A 19,849-nucleotide genomic window follows, 5' to 3' on the forward strand; every position below is an offset into this window, starting at 1 on the left:
CAAGCCTTCAGGAGAGTCCCTATGTCCCAAACCCAGGAAAAGATCTGGAAAGCGATAGCGCCGCTGGCGGTGCTCGCGATCCTGTTATTGATACCGGTGCCCGACGGCATGCCGCCGCAGGCCTGGCACTACTTCGCCATCTTCGTGGCGATGATCGTCGGCATGATTCTGGAGCCGATCCCGGCCACCGCCATCAGCTTTATCGCGGTGACCGTCAGCGTGCTCAGCGCCAACTGGGTGCTGTTCGGCGCGCAGGAACTGGCGGAGCCGGGCTTCAAGGCCGGTAAAGAGGCGCTGAAATGGGGGCTGGCGGGCTTCTCCAGCACCACCGTCTGGCTGGTGTTCGGCGCCTTTATCTTCGCGCTGGGCTACGAGGCCACCGGGCTGGGGCGGCGCATCGCGCTGTTCCTGGTGAAGTTCATGGGCAAGCGCACGCTGACGCTGGGCTATGCGGTGGTGATCATCGATATCCTGCTGGCGCCGTTCACGCCGTCCAACACCGCGCGCACCGGCGGCACGGTGTTCCCGGTGGTGAAAAACCTGCCGCCGCTGTTCGACTCTTTCCCTAACGATCCCTCCTCGCGCCGCATCGGCGGTTACCTGATGTGGATGATGGTGGTCGGCACCAGCATCAGCTCCTCGATGTTCGTCACCGGCGCCGCGCCGAACGTGCTGGGCATCGAGTTCGTCGGCAAGATCGCCGGGGTGCACATCAGCTGGATGCAGTGGTTCCTGGCGTTCCTGCCGGTCGGCCTGCTGCTGCTGATCATCGCGCCGCTGATCTCCTACTATCTGTACAAGCCGGGCGTGACCCACAGCAGCGAAGTGGCCGCCTGGGCGGATACCGCGCTGGGGGAAATGGGCAAGCTGACGCGCAAGGAATACACGCTTATCGGCCTGGTGCTGCTCAGCCTGTGCCTGTGGGTGTTCGGCGGCAAAATGCTGGACGCCACCGCGGTGTGCCTGTTGGCGGTGTCGCTGATGCTGGCGCTGCACGTGGTGTCGTGGAAAGAAATCACCAAATATTCCAGCGCCTGGAATACGCTGGTTAACCTGGCGACGCTGGTGGTGATGGCCAACGGCCTGACGCGCTCCGGCTTTATCGACTGGTTCGCCCAGACCATGAGCACCCATCTGGACGGCTTCTCGCCGAACATGACGGTGGTGGCGCTGGTGCTGGTGTTCTACTTTGCCCACTATCTGTTCGCCAGCCTGTCGGCGCACACCGCCACCATGCTGCCGGTGATCCTGGCGGTCGGCAAAGGGTTGCCGGGCGTGCCGATGGAGCAGCTGTCGATGCTGCTGGTGCTGTCGATCGGCATCATGGGCGTGCTGACGCCGTACGCCACCGGGCCGGGGGTGATCATCTATGGCTGCGGCTACGTGAAATCGAAAGACTACTGGCGCCTGGGCGGCATTCTCGGCGTGGTGTACATCGCCGCGCTGCTGCTGATCGGCTGGCCGATCATGAGCCTGTGGTACTGAGTTGACGCACAGCGGCCGCCGCCCGGTGGCCGCTGGTACGATCTTTTCCCGTGAACCCTGTCACACACTTGTCACACTAACCCCGCCATCATACTCAGGCAAACGCTAACACCTTAAAAATAATCATTTTCCGGGAGCCTCTGCGGATGAGAAAAAAAACGTTATTGCTGTGCCTGCCCTTGTTATTCACCGGGAACGCGCTGGCGGACGCCGGCGGTTATCAACTGGAACAGGTGCTGGTGATGAGCCGCCATAACCTGCGCGCGCCGCTGGCCAACAACGGCAGCGTGCTGGCGCAGTCCACGCCGAAGGCCTGGCCGGCCTGGGAAACGCCGGGCGGCCAGCTGACCACCAAGGGCGGGGTGCTGGAAGTGTACATGGGGCACTACTTCAACGCCTGGCTGAAGCAGACCGGCCTGTTGCCGCAAGAGGGCTGCCCGACAGCCGGCAGCGTGTACGTCTACGCCAACAGCCTGCAGCGCACGGTGGCCACCGCGCAGTTCTTCAGCAACGGCGCGTTCCCGGGCTGCGACGTCAGCGTGCACCATCAGGACAAGATGGGCGAGATGGATCCGACTTTCAACCCGATCATCACCGACACCAGCGAAGCCTTCAACCAGCAGGCGCTGGCGGCGATGAACGCCGCGCTGGGATCGCTGAAGCTGGACGCCTCTTACCAACAGCTGGCGAAGCTCATCGACTACAAGGATTCCGCCGCCTGCAAGACCGACAAACACTGCGATCTGACCAAAGAAGCCAGCGTGATGAGCGCGGTGCCGGGCAAAGAGCCGGGCGTCTCCGGCCCGCTGCGGGTGGGCAACTCGCTGGTGGATGCCTTTATGCTGCAGTACTACGAAGGTTTCCCGATGAAAGAGGTGGCCTGGGGCAAAATCGTCACTCCGCAGCAGTGGAAGCAGCTGGCGCAGTTGAAAGACGGCTATCAGGATTCGCTGTTCACCTCGCCGGTGGTGGCGCAAAACGTCGCCAAGCCGCTGCTGACCTACATCAACAACGCGTTGCTCGGCGAGCGTAAACCGGACGCGCCGAAGCTGACGGTGCTGGTCGGCCACGATTCCAATATCGCCTCGTTGCTGTCGGCCATGCAGTTCCAGCCGTATCAGCTGCCGCAGCAGTACGAGAAAACGCCGATCGGCGGCAAACTGGTGTTCCAGCGCTGGCGCGACGCGCAGAACAGCCGTGAATTGCTGAAGATCGAGTACGTCTATCAGTCCACCGAACAGCTGCGCAAGGCGACGCCGCTGACGCTGCAAACCCCGCCGCAGCGCGTGACGCTGGCGCTGAAAGGCTGCCCGATCGATAAAGACGGTTTCTGTGCCTGGAGCGATTTCGAAAAGACCATGAAGGGCATCTTGTAATACTGAGCCTCTCTTCCGACCGCGGGGGAGAGGCGCAGGTGCGGCTGCCGGGGGATTGTGCTTGAATCCCCTCAACCGATCACCTAGCATTTCGTTAGGTGTAACGGGGAGAGAAAACCATGCGGCCATCCATTGTTCTTGCAGAGCATCGCCAGGCGATCCGAGAAACGGTTGGGCTGTTCCCTGCGGCTAATCCGCGTATTTTCGGCTCGGTGCTGCATGGCACCGATCGTGAGGGCAGTGATTTGGATCTGTTGGTCGATGCGTTGCCGGGCGCCACGTTGTTTGATCTGGGAGGGCTGCAGTCGGAACTGGAAGCGCTGCTGGGCATACAGGTGGATCTGCTGACGCCGCTCGATTTACCGCCGGCCTTTCGCCAGCAGGTTTTGGCGGAGGCCCAGCCGGTATGAAAGATGCGCGGTTGGTCGATTATCTGAGTCACATGCAACAGGCGGCGCAGGATGCCTGCGATTTCGTTGATGGCTTGACGGCGGCAGATTTTATCGAAGATAAACGCACTCAGCAGGCGGTCATTATGAGCCTGATTATCATCGGTGAAGCCGTGACGAAAATCATGGATGGCAGCCCCGCGTTTACGCAACGCCATCCTGAAATCCCCTGGCGAAACATGCGCGGCATGCGTAATCGCATTGCGCACGGTTATTTTGATATCAACCTTGAAGTGGTCTGGGCGACGGTGCAAACGGCGTTGCCGGAACTGCTTATACAGCTGGTGGCGGTACGCCAGGATGCTGAGAAGTTAAACGACGGTGATTAAGCTTTCTTTGGGCAGTGACTCTGGTTCCTGCCGGCTACCCACTTTTATCCGCAATATCGACTTTTTCACGCCGAACGGCTATCCGGGCCAGGTGGCGCGCTGCCAGTTTGCGCTGGCGGATTACCGCGACGACAGTTTTTCTGAGGCGGGCTTTGCGCTGCCGAACCATCTGGCGCGCGCGGTGCCGAAACGCCGTGCGGAGTATCTGGCCGGGCGTGTTCTGGCGCGCCAGCTGTTGGCGCCGCTCGGTTTCGCCGACTTCACCCTGGCGCGCGGCGAAGACCGCGCGCCGCAGTGGCCGCCGGGCATTGCCGGGGCGTTGAGCCATAATTCGCATACCGCGCTGTGCGCCGTGCACCGCGAGAGCGGGCTGGGCGGCGTTGGGCTGGACGTGGAGACGCTGCTGTCTGACGAGCGGGCGGAGGAGCTGTGGAGCGCGATCGTTTCACCGGCGGAGCGCGAGGCGTTGCTGGGCGAAACGCTGCCGTTCAACGCGCTGCTGACGCTGACGTTTTCCGCCAAAGAGAGCCTGTTTAAGGCGCTGTATCCGCAGGTGCGTTGTTACTTCGATTTTCTTGATGCGCGCATGACGGCCGTGGATGTGCAGCGGCAGACGTTCGTATTAGAGCTGCTTAAGACATTGACGCCGCATTGCGCCGCCGGGCGCCGGTTCAGCGGGCATTTTTGGCGTGAAGGTGACGACGTCACGACCTTTATTTTTTGCTAAAACACAATAATAACAATGTGTTATTTCTTTTCGTGCCGTAACGCGGATTTGACGCAGCGGGCGGAAAGATTCATTCATCGGAGATTGACCCACGGTGGGGAACCGGTGTAATTTACCATCCCTTTATGGCTAATGATAACTATTCGCATAAACATTATCATTGGTGAGGCGCAACAAAGGAGTGGTCTTGTGGCGACACTGACGACAGAAAACCAAACCTTCCCCGGGTTTGCGTACGCCGAACAATCGACCTTTTTGTACCGGTCAGAATTCCGTTCCCTCTCCGCCAGCGGCGTGTTCGAGCGTATTGAGACGCCGGCGTTCGGCGGCGAGCAGGAAGACAGCGCGCTGGCGCAGCATATCCGCCAGGCGTTGGCGCGCGCCAAAGCCGCCGGTCAGGCGGCGCCGGTGGTGGTGGGCGCCATTCCGTTCGATACGCGCCGGCCTTCCAGCCTGTACGTGCCTGAAAACTGCCAGTTTGTCGCCAACGACAGCTTTACCCGCGCCGCGCGCCCGATGCTGCAACAGCCGCATCGCCTGGTCGCCTGCACCAGCATTCCGGACGAGCCGCGCTTTAAGCACGCGGTGGCGGAAGCGGTCAGCCGCTTCAAACAAGGCAAGCTGGACAAGGCGGTGCTGTCGCGCATCCTCGACATCGAGCTGGAGCAGCCGGTGGCGGGCCACCACATCCTCAATAACCTGATGGTGCAGAACCCGACCGGATACCACTTCTCCCTGCCGCTGGCCGATGGCGGCGTGCTGCTCGGCGCCAGCCCGGAGCTGCTGATCCGCAAGCAGGGCGGCGAAATCCACACCAATCCGCTGGCGGGGTCGGCGCGCCGTCAGGACGATGCGCGGCAGGATCGCCTCGGCAGCGAGCGCCTGATGCGCTCGACCAAAGACAAATACGAACACAAACTGGTGATCGACGACATTCGTCGGCGCCTGGCGCCGCTGTGCGCCAGCCTGAGCGTACCGAGCGGCCCGTCGCTGCTCAGCACCGGCACCATGTGGCACCTGTCCACCCGCATTCGCGGCGAGTTGCTGAATCCGGCGCTCAACGTGATGCAGCTGGCCTGCCTGCTGCATCCGACGCCGGCGCTGTGCGGTTTCCCGACCGAGAGCGCCCGCCAGCTGATCGCCGATCTGGAGCCGCACGATCGCGGCCTGTTCAGCGGCATCGTCGGCTGGTGCGACGCCAACGGCGACGGCGAGTGGGCGATCGTCATCCGCAGCGGCCTGCTGCGCGGCAACCGGGTGCGGCTGTTCGCCGGCGCGGGGATCGTCGCCGCCTCGACGCCGCAGTCCGAGTGGATGGAAACCGCCGCCAAACTGGGCACCATGCTCAACGCTTTCGGCCTGAACAGCGGCGCGCTGTAGGGCCACTTTGCGGCGCAGCGCGACGCATCACATGCTTTTCGCAGGAGACAACGATGAACAACAACATGACCCGGCTGTGCGCCCGGATGGCGGTGCGCGCATGAGCATTCAGATGGATTTCACCGGCAAACGCGTGTGGGTGACCGGCGCGGCGCGCGGCATCGGCGAGCAGATCGCCCGGCATTTTTTGACGCAGGGCGCCGAGGTGGTGGGGTTTGACCGCGAGTTCGCCAACCCTGATCTGCCTTACCCTTGCGTGACGCTGGACATCAGCCGGCCGGAGCAGGTGGAGGCGGTGTGCCGCCAACAGCTGGCGGAAAACCCGCGACTGGACGTGTTGGTCAACGCCGCCGGCATTTTGCGCATGGGCAATACCGAAGATCTGAGCGTGGATGACTGGCACCAGTGCATCAACGTCAACGCCTCGGGGGCGTTTTACCTGTTCCGCGCCGTGCTGCCGCACTTCAAGGCGCAGCGCAGCGGCGCGATCGTCAGCATCGGCTCCAACGCCGCGCACGTGCCGCGCGCGCAGATGGCGGCCTACTGCGCCTCCAAGGCGGCGCTGACCAGCCTGAACCACTGCGTGGGGCTGGAGATGGCGCCGTTCGGCGTGCGCTGCAATCTGGTGTCGCCGGGCTCGACCGACACGCCGATGCAGCGCGGCATGTGGCAGACCGACGATGCACAGCAGCGCACCATCGCCGGCTTCCCCGAGCTGTTCAAACTGGGGATCCCGCTGGGTAAAATCGCCCGCCCGGACGAGATCGCCAACGCGGTGTTGTTCCTGGCCTCCGACTTGGCCAGCCACATCACCATGCAGGATATCGTGATCGACGGCGGCGCCACGCTGGCCGCCTGAGTCAGACCCGCTGGCGGCGCAGCAGGTGTTGCGCACCTTCCGCCGCCAGCAGCAGCACCGCCAGCCAGATCGCCAGATAGGTTGGCCATTCGCTTTGGCTGATGCTCTCGCCGAGCAGCAGCGCGACGATCACCAGCAGCACCGGTTCCACATAGCTCAGCAGGCCGAACAGGCTGAACGGCAGCAGGCGGCTGGCGAGGATGTAGCACACCAATGCCACGGCGCTGATGACGCCGAGCAGCGGAATGCGCCAATACAGCTCGGTATTGATCTGCAACGCCGCGGCGCCACCGTCGCCGAAGGCGAACCAGGCCGCAGCCGGCAGCATCAACGCCAGCTCGCACCACAGCCCGCCGAGATTGTCGGTGCCGAAACGCCGCCGCAAAATAAAGTAGAGCGGATAACCCAGCGCCACCACCAGCGTCGGCCACGACACGCCACCCGCCTGATACAGCTCATTGCCCACCCCCACCATGGCGCATGCCACCGCCAGTTTTTGCAGCAGCGACAGCCGATCGCGGTAAATCAAACGGCCCACCAGCACCATCGTCAGCGGCAGCAGAAAATAGCCGAGCGACACGTCGAGCGCCTTGCCGTGCAGCGGCGCCCACAGGAACAGCCACAGCTGCACCCCCAGCAGCGCCGAGGTGAGCAGCAGGCCCAGCAGACGCGGCGGCCGTTGGCCGATCCAGGCCAGCGTGTCGCCCACCTTGCGCCAATCGCCGGACAGCGCCATGAACAGCGTCAGGAACGGCAGCGTCAGCAGCGTGCGCCAGCCGTAGACCTGCTCGCCGTTCAGCGGGGTGAGGGTAGAGGTGAAGTAATACATCGCGCCGAACAAGATGGAGGCGACGACTGAAAGAGTGATGCCCTTAATCACACGCATTCCTGGTGAGTGATTGATTTTATGGCGGCTACTGTAGAGAAATTTGCCGCCAACAACAATGGCGCCGCCGGGCGCTGGACAATCGGCGGCGGCGGATTACAATGGATACTGTGTATTCATACAGGTTTTGGCGATGACAATCGATCTTTTTGAAGACGCGCTGCCGCCGCCGTGGCGCGAAGAGATCGCCCCCGGCGCGGTGGTGATGCACGGCTTCGTGCGCGATCACGGGCCGGCACTGCTGGCGGCGGTGCAGGGCGTGGTGGCCCAGGTGCCGTGGCGGCATTTGACCACCCCCGGCGGGCACGTGATGTCGGTGGCGATGAGCTGGTGCGGCAACGGCTGGACCAGCGACAGCCGGGGCTACCGCTATTCGGAACGCGACGCGCGCAGCGGCAAACGCTGGCCGGCCATTCCGCCGATCCTGATGGCGCTGGCGGACGAAGCTGCGCAGCAGGCGGGCTTCGGCCCCTTCGTGCCGGATTCCTGCCTGATGAACCGTTACGATCCGGGCAGCAAGCTGTCGCTGCATCAGGATAAAGACGAGCACGACTTCGGCGCGCCGATCGTCTCGGTGTCGCTCGGGCTGCCGGCGGTGTTTCAGTTCGGTGGCCTGCAGCGCAGCGACCGGGCGCGGCGCATTCCGCTGGCGCACGGCGATGTGGTGGTGTGGGGCGGCCCATCTCGGCTCTGTTTTCACGGCATCCTGCCGGTCAAGGAAGGCTACCACTCGCTGGTGGGGCCGCACCGCATCAACATCACGCTACGCAAGGCGCTTTAGCTGCGGCTCCTGCGCCAGGCAGGCGACGAGATAGTCGATAAACACCCGCAGTTTGGGCGGCAGATACTGGTTGGGCGCGTAGAGCAACCACAGGCCGCCGTGATAGCTGCTGAGGAAATCCCATTCCGGCAACACCTGCACGATCTCGCCGTCGTCGAGCGTCTGGCGGGCGGTAAAGTACGGCAGGCTGCCGATGCCGATATGCCGTTTCACCGCGTCCAGCCGCACGCCGGTGTGGTTGGCGGCGTAGCGGCCGCGCACGTTGACCGTCACCGTTTTGCCGCTGCGGCGGAATTTCCATTGCGCGTCGCTCGGCGTTTCCCCCAGATAGATGCAGCTGTGCGCCGCCAGATCGTGCGGATGCTGCGGTGTGCCGTGCTGCGCCAGGTAGTGCGGCGTGGCGCACAGCAGATGGTCTATTCTCATCAACTGGCGGCCGATCAACCCGGGCGAGGGGCGATCGGTAATGCGCAGCGCCAGATCGACCCGATCGTCTATCAAATCCATGTAGCGATCTTCCAGCCGCAGCCTCACGTCCACCTTCGGGTAGCGGCGCAGGAACTCCGGCATGTGCGGATGCAGCACGAAGCGGCCCACCGCTTTGGGTACGCTGACGCTGACCAGTCCTTCGGGCTCCGCGGCGCCGCGCCCGCCGATCGCCATGACCGCGTCGGCCGCCGCCAGCAGGGTGCGGCAGTGCGCAAACACCTCTTCGCCGCTTTCGCTCAGCCGCAGTTTGCGGGTGGTGCGGTGCAGCAGCTGCAGCGTCAACGCCTGTTCGAGCTTCGCCACGCTGCGGCTGACGGCGGAAGGCGAAGCGCCCAGCTTGCGGGCGGCGGCGGAAAAGCTGCCGCTCTCTACCACCTGAACGAAAACGGCCATTTCGGCCAACAGCGCGTAAGAAAGATTTGTGCTCATGACGCAAAAGTCCATTGTGATGGCGGCGGATTATCCTCCGATTATGGCATGAATATAATGGCTCTCCGAACCGAGGAGAAAAAATGATGACCGAGCGACGTTATTACTACAGCGACGATTTACAGGGCCAGGCGCGGGTGTTGAGCTGTGCGCCGGCCGAGGCGGGCGCTTACGCCGTGGAACTGGACGCCACGCTGTTCCACCCGCAGGGCGGCGGCCAACCTTCCGATGTGGGGGCGTTAGGCGGCGTTACCGTGCTGCGGGTGCAGCAGCAGGGGGATACCGTGGTGCACTTTACCGCCGCGCTGCTGCCGAACGGGCCGGTTACGATGCAAATCGATGAAGCGCAGCGTCGGCTGCACGCCCGCTGGCACTCCGCTGGGCATCTGATCGGCTGGTTGGGCGAAACCCGGGGCTGGCGACCGGTCAAGGCGCATCATTGGCCGGGGGAAGGGCGCATCACTTTCGCGCCGGGACCGGATGCGCAGACGATAGAAGCGGACTTTTTGCAGGAGGAGCTGATGCGTTTGATCGCCGCCGATCTGCCGCGCCGCCAGCAGGCGGTGGACGGCCTGCGCCAGGTCGGCTTCGGCGAGCTGCCCGCCTACGGCTGTGGCGGCACCCATGTCGCCGCGCTGGGCGAGGTGGGCGCGATCGCGATTACCGGCCTAAAGATGAAGAAAGGGCAATTGAACGTGCAATATGAGCTGGGTTGAATAAGGGGGCGGCTCAGCGCCCGGCCTGCCGCAGCTGGGTGCAGAATGCGCATTGGCACCCCGCCACCGGCACCGCCGCGCAGCTGCCGATGCTCACCGGCTGGGCGTCCATGGCGTGAAAGCCGTAAAACAGATTTTCGATGTTTTGTTCCGCCACCCGCGCCTGCTCCGGGCGCGGTTCGGGCACTTTCGACTGAAACGCTGCGGCCTTGCCGGCCAGCAGGCTGAGAAACAACAGCGACAGCTGGATTTTCATCGTCGTCTTCCTTTGGCTGAGGTTTTGATACTTTATAACAGATTGCATTCGCCGCCAAGCGACGCGTCTTGTGCGATTTACACCATTGGTTAGCGAAATTAGTTCGTTCAATTCCCCGCCGATTTGGTTTGTTATCTAACCCATAACTTTCAGAAATAATATGGGTGCGGCACTAATGTTTAAGTTTTCTTTCAAGGTATTAACCGGTGGAATAGCGGTGGCGTTAGGAGGGGCGGCGGCGATGAGCCCGGCGTTGGCGGCGGTGCAGGGCGGCACGCTGATCTACCTCGAACAACAGGCGCACACCAATCTTTATCCGCCTTCCGGCGGGTTTTACCCCAACGGCGGTATTCTCAATCAGATCACCGACAAGCTGACTTACCAGAACCCCAAGACGCTGGAGATTGAACCCTGGATCGCCGAGTCCTGGAGCAGCAACGCCGACAAAACCGAATACACTTTCAAGCTGCGCCCCGGCGTGACTTTCTCCGACGGCACGCCACTGGACGCCAACGCGGTGGCGAAGAACTTCGACACCTACGGGCTGGGCAACAAGGAGAAACGCCTGCCGGTTTCCGAGGTGATCAATAACTACCAGCGCAGTGAAGTGGTGGATCCGCTGACGGTTAAATTCCATTTCACGCGATCGTCGCCGGGTTTCCTGCAGGGCACCGCCACTATCGGCTCCGGGTTGGTATCGCTCAGCACGCTGAACCGCAGCTACGACGAACTGGGCGATGCGCGCCATATCATCGGTTCCGGTCCGTTTGTGGTCAGCGGCGAAACGCTGGGGCGTGAGGTCGAGCTTAGCGCCCGTAAGGATTATGACTGGGGGCCGGTCAAATCGCCCCAACAAGGGCGAGCCAATCTGGACGGCATCAAGGTGATCGTCACCGGCGAGGACAGCGTGCGCATCGGTGCGCTGCAGGCCGGGCAGGCGGATTTTATCCGCCAGATCCAGGCCTATGACGAGAAGCAAACGCAGGATCAGGGCTTTATCATTTATGCCGCACCGACGCGCGGCGTCAACGACAGCATCGCTTTCCGGCCGAATAACCCGTTGGTGGCCGATCTGCGCGTGCGTCAAGCGCTGCTGCATGCCACCGACAGCAAGCAGATCGTCGATACGCTGTTCTCCGCCAACTACCCGCAGGCCAAATCGGTGATCGCCTCCTCGGCCGCCGGCTTTGTCGATCTGTCCGACAAGCTGAAATTTGACCCGCAGCAGGCCAACCGGCTGTTGGATGAAGCGGGTTGGAAAAAGGGCGGCGACGGGCTGCGGGAAAAGGACGGCAAGAAGCTGGTGCTGACGGTGTATGAATCGTTGCCGCAGCCGCAGAACAAGGCGGTGTTGCAGCTGGTTTCTCAGCAGTGGGGGAAAGTCGGCGCGCGGCTGAACATTCTGGCGGGCGACGCCGGCAGCCGGGTGGCGGATAATCTCGACCCACAGAAAACCCCGGCGACGGTGGTGGAGGTGGGGCGCGCCGATCCGGACGTGATTAAAAGTCAGTTTTACCCAACCAACCGCGACGGGCTGCTGCAGAAGGGCGGCACCAGCAGCAACAGCAACTTTAGCGATGACAAGCTGAATGCCCTGCTGCTCGGCATTGCCTCCGAGGTTGATGCGCAACAACGCCTGCAGATCGCCGGCGAGGCGCAAAACTACCTGATTGACCAGGCCTACGTGATCCCGTTTTTTGAGGAGCCGCAGGTGTTCGCTGGTGCGCCTTATTTGAAGGGGGTGAGTTTCGAAGCGGTCGGTCGCCCGAGCTTCTACGGCGCCTGGTTAGAGAAACATTAAGGGGGCGCAATGAAGCGATATCTGGCGGGGCGCATCGGGCAGGCGGCATTGGTGCTGTGGGCGGCCTTTACCCTGTCGTTCATCCTGCTGCAGGTGCTGCCGGGCGATGCGATCCTGATCAAATTCCAGAACCCGGACATGGGGCTGAGTCCGGCGCAGATCGCCGACATGCGCGCGGCCTATGGCGCGGATGTCCCCCTGTGGCGGCAGTATCTGCATACCCTGGGCAGCGTGCTGCATGGCGATCTGGGCTTCTCAATGCAGGCCGGGGTGCCGGTTACCGCGCTGCTGGCGGCTAATCTGCCCGCCACGCTGCAGTTGGCGGTGCTGGGTTTTGCGGTGGCGTTGCTGCTGGCGCTGATTATCGCTTTTGTTTCCAACCTGACCGGCTTCGGCTGGCTGCGTTCGGCGCTGCAGATGCTGCCGTCGCTGTTCGTTTCAGTGCCCACCTTCTGGCTGGGCATTGTGCTGATTCAGCTCTTTTCGTTCCGCCTGAAGCTGATCCCGATCATTAACCCCGGCGAGTGGCAGGGGGTGATTTTGCCGATCGCGACGCTGGCGCTGCCGATCTCCGCGCCGCTGGCGCAAATTCTGATCCGCAGCATCGATGCGGTGCAAACCCAGCCGTTCGTCGCGGTGGCGCGGGCCAAGGGCGCCAGCCGCAGCGGGGTGCTGTGGCGGCATGTGGCGCGCAACGCCATGCTGCCGGCGCTGACCATCGCCGGCATGCTGTTCGGCGAACTGATCGCCGGGGCGCTGATCACCGAAACCGTGTTTGGCCGCAGCGGCCTGGGGCAATTGACCCAGCAAGCGGTGGTCAATCAGGACGTGGCGGTGCTGCAGGCGATAGTGCTGATCTCGGCCGCCGCTTTCGTCATCATCAACTTGCTGGTGGATCTGCTGTTCCCGCTGCTGGATCCGCGGCTGAAAACCCAGGCAGGAGCATCCCTATGAGCAGTATCTCCTTTGAAAAAGCCACGGTTCCGGAGCGCGATCTGTCCGGCGCTGAAAGTGAAGGCGCGCTGCCCGCCAGTCGTTCGAGCCGCCGCCGTGTCCCCCTGACGCTTTTGCTGGCCTGGGCGGTCATTGCGCTGGTGGTGCTGTGGGCGTTGGCGCCGCAGCTGTTTACCGCCTACAGCGGCACCGAAGGCATTGCCGGCGCGCAGCGACTGACGCCCGGCGGTGAGCATTGGCTTGGCACCGATCAACTGGGACGCGACCTGTATGCGCGCATGGTGTACGGCGCGTCGCAAACCCTGGCCGGCGCGGTAGTGGCGGTGGCGCTGGGGTTGGTGTTCGGCACCGCGCTCGGCCTGATCGCCGGCGCGTTGGGCGGCGTGGCGGACGACGCGGTGATGCGCGTCGTCGATGTGCTGCTGTCGATCCCCGGCCTGCTGCTGTCGCTGAGCATTATCATCCTGCTTGGTTTCGGTACGGTCAACGCCGCCATCGCCGTGGGCGTCACTTCGGTTGCCAACTTTGCCCGTCTGGCACGGGCGGAAGTGGTGCGAGTGCGGCACAGCGATTACGTTGAAGCGGCTTACGGCAGCGGCGGCAGCTTTTGGGCGGTGCTGTGGCGGCATATCCTGCCGAACTCGCTGACTTCGGTGATCGCCTTCTCGGCGCTGCAGTTCGGCAGTGCGATCCTGGCGATCGCCACCCTGAGCTTCCTCGGTTACGGCACTCCGCCGCCAACCCCGGAATGGGGGCTGCTGATCGCCGAAGGGCGCAACTACATTTCCACCGCCTGGTGGCTGACCACCTTCCCGGGCATGGTGGTGGTGGCGGTGGTGTTGGCGGCTAACCGCATCAGCCGTTCGCTGGGAGGAAAAGCGCGATGAGCATGCAAGCGGCATGGCAACGGGCGGCGCGGCCGCCGGTACTGGCGCTGGACAAGGTTTCCATCGCCTATCAGGGCAACGAAGGCAGGCGAAGGGTGGTGCATGAGGTGTCGTTCACGATTGAGCCGGGGGAAGTGGTGGCGCTGGTTGGCGAATCCGGTTCCGGCAAAACCACCACGGCGCAGGCGATCATCGGCTTGCTGGCCGACAACGGCCACCTTGAACAGGGCGCCATCCGGCTGCACGGCACCGATATCGCCGGCTGGTCATCGCGGCGGCTGGATGCGGTGAGAGGGGCGCAAATCAGCCTGATCCCGCAAGATCCCGCCAGCTCGCTCAACCCGGTAAAAACCATCGGCGAGCAGGTGGCGGAGATCGTCAATATTCACCGCCGGTTGCCGCGCGGGCAGGTACAACAGCGGGTGACGGAACTGCTGACCCGCGTAGGGCTGACGCACCCGGAACTGCGGGCGCGCCAGTTTCCGCATCAACTTTCCGGCGGCATGAAGCAGCGGGTATTGATCGCCATCGCCATTGCGCTGCAGCCGGCGTTGATCATTGCCGACGAACCGAGCAGCGCGCTGGACGTGACGGTGCAAAAACGCATTCTCGATCTGATCGACGAGCTGCGGCGCGAATTCGGCACTGCAGTGCTGCTGGTGACGCACGATTTGGGCGTGGCGGCGGAACGCGCCGATCGGTTGCTGGTGTTCCGCCACGGCCGGGTGCAGGAACAGGGGGCTACCGCCGAGGTGCTGCGCGCGCCTGCCAGCGCATACACCCGTAAACTGTTAGCCGATGCGCCTTCATTGAGCGGCGCCGTTGCGCCGCCGCCGAAACGCAGCGGGCAGCCGCCGGCGATCGTGGTTCAGGCGCTGGTTAAGGATTTTCGGCTGTCCGGCGGCCAGGGGTTCCGCGCGCTGGATCGCGTGTCATTCAGCGTGCCGCGCGGCACCACCCATGCGTTGGTGGGAGAGTCCGGGTCGGGCAAAAGCACGCTGGCGCGTTGCCTGCTGGGCTTCGAGCGGCCGGATGCCGGGCAGGTCCTGATCGACGGCGTCAATGTTATCGGTCTCAGGGGCGAAGCGCTGCGTCAGTTTCGGCAGCGCATTCAGCTGGTTTATCAGAATCCGTTCGGCTCGCTCGATCCCAAACAGACTCTTTATCGGGTGATTGAAGAACCGCTGCTGAATTTCGCGCCGATCGGCAAACCGGAGCGAGATCGGCGGGTGCGTGAGCTGTTCGAACGGGTCGCGCTGCCGCCCGATTTGCTGAACCGCAGGCCGCACGAACTGTCCGGCGGCCAGCGTCAGCGGGTGGCGATTGCCCGCGCGCTGGTGCTGCAACCGCAAATATTGGTATTGGATGAGGCCACGTCGGCGCTCGACGTCACGGTGCAGTCGCAGATCCTGCATTTGTTGCAAGAGTTGCAGCAGGAGCGGGACCTGACCTACCTGTTTATTTCTCACGATCTGGCGACGGTGCGGCGGATTTCGCACAGCGTTTCGGTATTGCACCGCGGTGAACGGGTAGACGGCGGCGCCACCGCCGAGTTGTTCGCCATGCCGGGGAGCGATTACACCCGCCAATTGATCGCCGCCATTCCCGGCCGCGCATCGCATGCCGGACAGCCAAAATTCGAGGAGGCGATATGAGCGGAAAAAGACTCGGTTTCTTCACCCGATTGCTGGATCAGGGCAGCGCGCAGGAGCGCTACCGGCTGGCGACCGAACAGATCGTGCACGCCGAACGAGCCGGGTTCGACACCGCCTGGGTGGCGCAGCACCACTTTCATGCCGATGAGGGCGGTCTGCCATCACCGCTGGTGTTTTTGGCGCAGGCGGCGGCACGCACCCGCCGTATCCGGCTGGGCACCGGGGTGATCACGTTGCCGATGGAGTCGGCGCTGCGGGTGGCGGAAGACACTGCGGTACTGGATCTGTTGTCCGACGGCAGACTGGAGGTGGGCGTGGCCGGCGGCGGCACGCCGTCTTCTTTCGCCGCTTTCGGTCTCGACGCCGGGCAGCGCAACACGGCATTCGCCGAGAATTTGCGCACGTTGCTGAGCGCCTGGCGCGGAGAGGCGTTGGGCGGCGAAGACAACCGGCTGTACCCGGCGGCGCCGCAGCTGGCGCAGCGCGTCTGGCAGGCCACGTTCTCGGTGGAAGGGGGCGAACGGGCCGGCCGCGCCGGTGACGGCCTGATGCTGTCGCGCACGCAGCCGCGCCCGGCGGACGCGCCTGACCTGCCGCTGGACGAACTGCAGAATCCGATCATTGACGCTTATCTGGCGGCGCTGCCGCCAGGGGTGGCGCCGCGCATCATGGGGTCGCGCACTGCGTTTGTCAGCGAGAACGGCCAGCAGGCACGCGACTTCGCCACGGCCGGGTTGAGCCGTGGGCTGGAGCGGATGCGCGCCAGCGGCCACCGGTTGGCCGATACGTCGCTCGACGGCCTGATCCGCGCTTTCGACGTGCACTTGGGCACGCCAGATCAGGTAATAGCCTCGCTGCAACGGGACAGGGCGCTGGCGCGCGTCACCGATCTGGCGTTTCAGGTGCACTCCATCGACCCGCCGCACGCCCATATTCTGCGTTCTATCGATCTTATCGCCCGCCACGTGGCCCCTGAACTGGGCTGGCGGCGCGGCATGCCCGCCGTTGCTTATGAATATCACGTTGAGGAAAAGCTATGACGACATTACCGCACCAGGTCGATCTGCTGGCCGAACTGGCCGAGATTGCGCCGGATTCCACGCTGACGCAGGCCAGAGCCACCCGGCAGGCGGCGACCGATGCCGTTCAGTCCAGCTATCTGGCGCTGTTTGCGCCTGCGGACGCCGGCGATTTCCCGCTGGCGCAGCGGCTGCGGTTGGCTCAGCGCATCAGTGAATGGCATGGCGAGCCGCGCTTGGCCGCGCATTACGCTGCTCTGCTGGAACGTCAGGGCGACGCGCCGGAAGACGAGCGGCTGCCGGCGGCGTTGGCGCATGCAGAACGTTTGGCGTTTCAACCGGCCAACGCCAACGCCCAGCACTTGCAGGCGCTGCGGCAGACCGGCTGGTCGCTGGACGCCATCGTCACATTGTCGCAGTTAATCGCCTTTGTCAGTTTCCAAAGCCGCTTGCTGCGGGGCTACCGGTTGTTGGGCGGCAAGACGGACGACGCTGCGGCGCATCAGCCGGTAACGGCCGGCCGCTGGCGAACGGAGAGCGCGACGCGAGGCGGCCGTCACGCGCCGCCGGCGTTTACCCGGCAAGAACTGGGGTGGGAGCCGTGGATCGCCGCCAAGCCGTTGGCGGAATTCGATGACGCCGGCCGGGCGTTGCTAGAGCGGTTTGGCCACGCCGATTCCGATTACTTCCGCCTGTTGGCGCGCAACCATCCGGTGCTGGAACAACGCACGCTGGCTGACCGGGCGATTTTTTATACCTCCGGCGGGCTGTCGCGGCAGGATCGCGAGTTGGCGGCGACGGTCGCCAGCAAGGTGAACGGCTGCATCTACTGCGCCTCGGTGCATGCGCGCAAGGCGACGCAGCTGTCGAAGCGCGAAGCCGAGATAGATCGGTTGCTGGCGGTGGCGCCGGGCGGCGCGTTGAGCCAGGGGCAGGATGACGCCTGGCAAGCGCAGATAACCTTTGCCGCCGCGCTATCCGCCACGCCGCCGCAGGCTGACGCCGGGCAACTGGCGGCGTTGCGCGCTCAGGGCCTGGATGAGCTGGCGCTGTTGGATTTGGTGCAGGCGACGGCGTTTTTCGCCTGGGCCAACCGGTTGATGTTGACGCTGGGCGAACCTTATCTCTGATCTCTGCCCTCTTTCAGGCGGCGGCATTGTCGGCTGCCGCCCGGGATCCGCCGGACATCTGGCGTCGGCGCTTTCGGCAGGGGATCACAGCGGCCAGACCGCCTCGCGCACGGCGATCGCTCTGGGCAGCAGCCCGAGGGCGTAGAAGCGGTCGGCGATGCTTTGCTGCTGGCGGATCACCTGCAAATCCATGGCGCGGATCTCGTGGCTGCGGCGCGACAGCGCGAGTTCCAGCGAGGCGCTCGCCAGCCCCAGTTCGTTGGAAAGGTGACGAGCGGCTTCTCTCGGCTGCGCAGTGATGTAGCGGCCGGTGTGCTGCAATGCTTGCATCAGCGGCTGCAACAGATCGCCCGAGCGCTCGGCGAAGTCGCGGCGCGCCAGGTAGAATTGCTGATTGAGCACCCGCTGGGTGCCGTCGGCGATCACGCGCAGTTCCCCGTTGCGTTGCGCGTCGCTGAGCAGCGGATCCCACATCATCCAGGCGTCCACCGCCTGCAGATCGGTCGCCGACAGCGGATACTTCGGCGGCGCGTAGACGATACGCACGTCGTTCAACGTCAATCCCTGTTCGTCCAGCATCTGCAGCAATAAATAGTGCACGTTGGAGCCTTTGTTGAGCGCGATGCGTTTGCCGCGCAGATCGGCGGCGCTGCGTATCGGGCTGTCTTGCGGCACCACCATCGCCACGCTCTGCGGCGCCGGCGGCTCAAAACCGACGTACACCAGCGCATTGCCCTGTGCCTGGGCGAAAATCGGCGGCACTTCGCCGGTGGTGCCGAAGTCTATCTCATCGCCGTCGAGCGCGTGCAGCAGCTGCGGCCCGGCGGGAAACTCGCTCCACAGCACGCTGATGCGCTGTGTGGCGAAGAGCTGTTCCAGGCTTTGCCGCGCCTTGAGCACCCCGAGGTTGCCGAACTTTTGATAGCCGATGCGCAGTTCGCGTTCGGGCAGCGGCGCTGCGCTGATGGCCGGTGAATGTGAGGGGGCGCCGACGCTGCGGCGGCGCGGTTTGATCAGACCAAGATGCGCCAAATGGGTGCGCAGGGTATTGCGGCTGACGCCGAGCAACGACGCCGCTTGCAGCTGGTTGCCGCCGCTGCGTTCGAAGGCGTTGCGCACCAGCGCATCCAGCACCCGTTGGTAAAGCTGCGCGCTGTCGCCTTGCAACTGCTGCTGCACAAAGCGATCGATGGCGTCGTCGCCGCCGCCGCCGTTATCCGTCAGGCGATGGGTGAGCTGCAGTTGCTGCGGGGCGATCGCCCCCTCCTGGCTCAGCAAGACCGCATTATGCAGCGTGTTCTCCAGCTCGCGCACGTTGCCGGGCCAGGGGTAGTCCAGCAGCACCTGCTGCGCTTCCGCCGTCAACCGCGGCAGTGGCCGTTCCAGACGGCGGGCGTACAGCGCAAGAAAATGTCTGGCCAGCACCGGAATATCGTCCGGCCGCTGGCGCAAGGGCGGTAAAGTCACCGCCGCCACGTTCAGGCGGTAATAGAGATCTTCACGGAACCGCCGTTGGCGAATCGCGCCGGCCAGATCGACGTGGGTGGCGGCGATGACCCGCACATCGATCTTCAGCGGTTTGCGCGAACCGACGCGGGTGATCTCCCGTTCCTGCAGCACGCGCAGCAGCTTGACCTGCAGCGACAGGTTCAGCTCGCCGATCTCGTCCAGCAGCAGGGTGCCGCCTTCCGCCGCTTCGAACCAGCCCTGATGAGTGCCGACGGCGCCGGTGAAGGCGCCTTTCTCATGGCCGAACAGTTCGGCTTCCGCCAGGCTTTCCGTCAGCGCGCCGCAGTTGACCGCCAGGAAAGGTTGATGGCGGCGTGCGCTGTGGTGGTGCAGATAGCGCGCCACCACTTCTTTGCCGGTGCCGGTTTCACCGACGATCAGCACGGTGGCGTCGGTGGGAGCCAGCCGATCGAGCACGCTTTGCAGAGCGAGCGACGCCGGATCGATCAGCACCGGTTTGTCGGCGGCGAACGGTTGGGGATCGTACATGGGCGTCTCCTGTCTGACGACGATGGGGAAAAAAATCTTATCCCAGCCAATGAGCCGCCGCGAGAGGATAAAAGGCGCACGGTGCTGCATTGGCAACAGCTTTCCGCCGCCGCCTGCTGCCAATGCAGCAGCGTTTTGACGTCGATATCTCATCAATATATTGATATGCATTGGTTTTTTTAAATCTGCAATGTGGCACGCATCCTGCTTTTCTTTTTATAACCAAGCAAAGTTTTTCTATCG

19 protein-coding genes are annotated in these 19,849 nt (G+C 63.8%); 15 read left to right on the forward strand and 4 right to left on the reverse strand.

Translation table 11 applies throughout. From position 1 onward, the window contains the following. Nucleotides 1–21 precede the first annotated feature (21 nt). The 7 genes from ACMGF7_RS16090 (at nucleotide 22) to dhbA (ending at nucleotide 6,605) form a co-directional block, all read left to right on the forward strand. On the forward strand, nucleotides 22–1,485 hold the full coding sequence (locus ACMGF7_RS16090) for an anion permease (RefSeq protein ID WP_004940821.1): 1,464 nt from the start codon (nucleotides 22–24) through the stop codon (nucleotides 1,483–1,485). Nucleotides 1,486–1,631: 146 nt separating this feature from the next. After that, complete coding sequence (gene agp / locus ACMGF7_RS16095; RefSeq protein ID WP_176062935.1) at nucleotides 1,632–2,861, forward strand: bifunctional glucose-1-phosphatase/inositol phosphatase; 1,230 nt, start codon at nucleotides 1,632–1,634, stop codon at nucleotides 2,859–2,861. Between the two features lie 119 nt (nucleotides 2,862–2,980). Beyond that, the gene (locus ACMGF7_RS16100) at nucleotides 2,981–3,271 is read left to right on the forward strand and encodes a nucleotidyltransferase family protein (RefSeq protein WP_049242409.1); all 291 of its coding nucleotides are present in this window, start codon (nucleotides 2,981–2,983) and stop codon (nucleotides 3,269–3,271) included. After that, entirely contained in the window at nucleotides 3,268–3,639 is a 372-nt protein-coding gene (locus ACMGF7_RS16105; protein WP_049242408.1) for a DUF86 domain-containing protein, read from the forward strand. Before ACMGF7_RS16100 ends, ACMGF7_RS16105 begins: the two co-directional genes overlap by 4 nt. Then, nucleotides 3,632–4,366, forward strand: coding sequence for a 4'-phosphopantetheinyl transferase family protein (locus ACMGF7_RS16110; RefSeq protein ID WP_197842715.1), 735 nt, complete (start codon nucleotides 3,632–3,634; stop codon nucleotides 4,364–4,366). Before ACMGF7_RS16105 ends, ACMGF7_RS16110 begins: the two co-directional genes overlap by 8 nt. A gap of 189 nt (nucleotides 4,367–4,555) precedes the next feature. Further along, nucleotides 4,556–5,746, forward strand: coding sequence for an isochorismate synthase (locus tag ACMGF7_RS16115; protein WP_044030878.1), 1,191 nt, complete (start codon nucleotides 4,556–4,558; stop codon nucleotides 5,744–5,746). 100 nt (nucleotides 5,747–5,846) lie between these two features. Continuing rightward, nucleotides 5,847–6,605: a 2,3-dihydro-2,3-dihydroxybenzoate dehydrogenase gene (gene dhbA, locus ACMGF7_RS16120; protein ID WP_031300685.1), complete on the forward strand. Its 759-nt coding sequence runs from the start codon at nucleotides 5,847–5,849 to the stop codon at nucleotides 6,603–6,605. Between the two features lies 1 nt (nucleotide 6,606). On the opposite strand, the gene rarD is transcribed toward dhbA, so the two are convergent. Continuing rightward, the gene (gene rarD, locus ACMGF7_RS16125) at nucleotides 6,607–7,485 is read right to left on the reverse strand and encodes an EamA family transporter RarD (protein WP_049242401.1); all 879 of its coding nucleotides are present in this window, start codon (nucleotides 7,483–7,485) and stop codon (nucleotides 6,607–6,609) included. A 139-nt stretch (nucleotides 7,486–7,624) separates the two neighbouring features. On the opposite strand from rarD, the gene alkB reads away from it, so the two are divergent. Next, nucleotides 7,625–8,272: a DNA oxidative demethylase AlkB gene (alkB, locus tag ACMGF7_RS16130; protein WP_016927095.1), complete on the forward strand. Its 648-nt coding sequence runs from the start codon at nucleotides 7,625–7,627 to the stop codon at nucleotides 8,270–8,272. On the opposite strand, the gene ACMGF7_RS16135 is transcribed toward alkB, so the two are convergent. Continuing rightward, nucleotides 8,255–9,190, reverse strand: coding sequence for a LysR family transcriptional regulator (locus ACMGF7_RS16135; RefSeq protein ID WP_197799982.1), 936 nt, complete (start codon nucleotides 9,188–9,190; stop codon nucleotides 8,255–8,257). The two genes, alkB and ACMGF7_RS16135, sit on opposite strands and share 18 nt — an antisense overlap. A gap of 86 nt (nucleotides 9,191–9,276) precedes the next feature. Here ACMGF7_RS16135 and ACMGF7_RS16140 point away from each other — a divergent pair, with 86 nt between their 5' ends. Continuing rightward, nucleotides 9,277–9,906 (forward strand): alanyl-tRNA editing protein, encoded by a 630-nt coding sequence (locus ACMGF7_RS16140; protein ID WP_197800078.1) that lies wholly within the window; start codon nucleotides 9,277–9,279, stop codon nucleotides 9,904–9,906. 13 nt (nucleotides 9,907–9,919) lie between these two features. Here ACMGF7_RS16140 and ACMGF7_RS16145 read toward each other — a convergent pair whose 3' ends face one another. Next, nucleotides 9,920–10,162: a hypothetical protein gene (locus ACMGF7_RS16145; protein WP_004940831.1), complete on the reverse strand. Its 243-nt coding sequence runs from the start codon at nucleotides 10,160–10,162 to the stop codon at nucleotides 9,920–9,922. A gap of 241 nt (nucleotides 10,163–10,403) precedes the next feature. On the opposite strand from ACMGF7_RS16145, the gene ACMGF7_RS16150 reads away from it, so the two are divergent. From ACMGF7_RS16150 to ACMGF7_RS16175, 6 genes are read left to right on the forward strand one after another with little or no spacing between them, the layout of a single operon-like run. Further along, nucleotides 10,404–11,963 (forward strand): TIGR04028 family ABC transporter substrate-binding protein, encoded by a 1,560-nt coding sequence (locus tag ACMGF7_RS16150; RefSeq protein WP_228009830.1) that lies wholly within the window; start codon nucleotides 10,404–10,406, stop codon nucleotides 11,961–11,963. Between the two features lie 9 nt (nucleotides 11,964–11,972). Then, on the forward strand, nucleotides 11,973–12,917 hold the full coding sequence (locus ACMGF7_RS16155; RefSeq protein ID WP_004940833.1) for an ABC transporter permease: 945 nt from the start codon (nucleotides 11,973–11,975) through the stop codon (nucleotides 12,915–12,917). Next, nucleotides 12,914–13,804, forward strand: coding sequence for an ABC transporter permease (locus ACMGF7_RS16160; RefSeq protein WP_049242395.1), 891 nt, complete (start codon nucleotides 12,914–12,916; stop codon nucleotides 13,802–13,804). The genes ACMGF7_RS16155 and ACMGF7_RS16160 overlap by 4 nt, the downstream gene beginning before the upstream one ends. Beyond that, nucleotides 13,801–15,459, forward strand: coding sequence for a dipeptide ABC transporter ATP-binding protein (locus ACMGF7_RS16165; protein ID WP_049242392.1), 1,659 nt, complete (start codon nucleotides 13,801–13,803; stop codon nucleotides 15,457–15,459). The genes ACMGF7_RS16160 and ACMGF7_RS16165 overlap by 4 nt, the downstream gene beginning before the upstream one ends. Beyond that, nucleotides 15,456–16,499, forward strand: coding sequence for a putative FMN-dependent luciferase-like monooxygenase (locus ACMGF7_RS16170; RefSeq protein WP_075685215.1), 1,044 nt, complete (start codon nucleotides 15,456–15,458; stop codon nucleotides 16,497–16,499). Before ACMGF7_RS16165 ends, ACMGF7_RS16170 begins: the two co-directional genes overlap by 4 nt. Further along, on the forward strand, nucleotides 16,496–17,608 hold the full coding sequence (locus tag ACMGF7_RS16175; protein ID WP_420286518.1) for an alkylhydroperoxidase domain protein: 1,113 nt from the start codon (nucleotides 16,496–16,498) through the stop codon (nucleotides 17,606–17,608). The genes ACMGF7_RS16170 and ACMGF7_RS16175 overlap by 4 nt, the downstream gene beginning before the upstream one ends. A gap of 84 nt (nucleotides 17,609–17,692) precedes the next feature. Here ACMGF7_RS16175 and ACMGF7_RS16180 read toward each other — a convergent pair whose 3' ends face one another. Beyond that, complete coding sequence (locus ACMGF7_RS16180; protein ID WP_049242386.1) at nucleotides 17,693–19,606, reverse strand: sigma-54-dependent Fis family transcriptional regulator; 1,914 nt, start codon at nucleotides 19,604–19,606, stop codon at nucleotides 17,693–17,695. Nucleotides 19,607–19,849: the final 243 nt, after the last annotated feature.

Source organism: Serratia sp. BNK-17 (genome assembly GCF_048684935.1).
Taxonomy (GTDB): Bacteria; Pseudomonadota; Gammaproteobacteria; order Enterobacterales; family Enterobacteriaceae; genus Serratia; species Serratia nematodiphila.

Bases quoted from the DNA above. Each gene is read 5' to 3' on its own strand.
- alkB (WP_016927095.1), top strand. From the start codon at position 7,625: ATGACAATCGATCTTTTTGAAGACGCGCTGCCGCCGCCGTGGCGCGAA.
- ACMGF7_RS16165 (WP_049242392.1), top strand. From the start codon at position 13,801: ATGAGCATGCAAGCGGCATGGCAACGGGCGGCGCGGCCGCCGGTACTG.
- dhbA (WP_031300685.1), top strand. From the start codon at position 5,847: ATGAGCATTCAGATGGATTTCACCGGCAAACGCGTGTGGGTGACCGGC.
- agp (WP_176062935.1), top strand. From the start codon at position 1,632: ATGAGAAAAAAAACGTTATTGCTGTGCCTGCCCTTGTTATTCACCGGG.
- ACMGF7_RS16180 (WP_049242386.1), bottom strand. From the start codon at position 19,606: ATGTACGATCCCCAACCGTTCGCCGCCGACAAACCGGTGCTGATCGAT.
- ACMGF7_RS16135 (WP_197799982.1), bottom strand. From the start codon at position 9,190: ATGAGCACAAATCTTTCTTACGCGCTGTTGGCCGAAATGGCCGTTTTC.
- ACMGF7_RS16155 (WP_004940833.1), top strand. From the start codon at position 11,973: ATGAAGCGATATCTGGCGGGGCGCATCGGGCAGGCGGCATTGGTGCTG.
- ACMGF7_RS16170 (WP_075685215.1), top strand. From the start codon at position 15,456: ATGAGCGGAAAAAGACTCGGTTTCTTCACCCGATTGCTGGATCAGGGC.
- ACMGF7_RS16160 (WP_049242395.1), top strand. From the start codon at position 12,914: ATGAGCAGTATCTCCTTTGAAAAAGCCACGGTTCCGGAGCGCGATCTG.
- ACMGF7_RS16100 (WP_049242409.1), top strand. From the start codon at position 2,981: ATGCGGCCATCCATTGTTCTTGCAGAGCATCGCCAGGCGATCCGAGAA.
- ACMGF7_RS16150 (WP_228009830.1), top strand. From the start codon at position 10,404: ATGAGCCCGGCGTTGGCGGCGGTGCAGGGCGGCACGCTGATCTACCTC.
- ACMGF7_RS16175 (WP_420286518.1), top strand. From the start codon at position 16,496: ATGACGACATTACCGCACCAGGTCGATCTGCTGGCCGAACTGGCCGAG.
- ACMGF7_RS16140 (WP_197800078.1), top strand. From the start codon at position 9,277: ATGACCGAGCGACGTTATTACTACAGCGACGATTTACAGGGCCAGGCG.
- ACMGF7_RS16090 (WP_004940821.1), top strand. From the start codon at position 22: ATGTCCCAAACCCAGGAAAAGATCTGGAAAGCGATAGCGCCGCTGGCG.
- ACMGF7_RS16105 (WP_049242408.1), top strand. From the start codon at position 3,268: ATGAAAGATGCGCGGTTGGTCGATTATCTGAGTCACATGCAACAGGCG.
- ACMGF7_RS16145 (WP_004940831.1), bottom strand. From the start codon at position 10,162: ATGAAAATCCAGCTGTCGCTGTTGTTTCTCAGCCTGCTGGCCGGCAAG.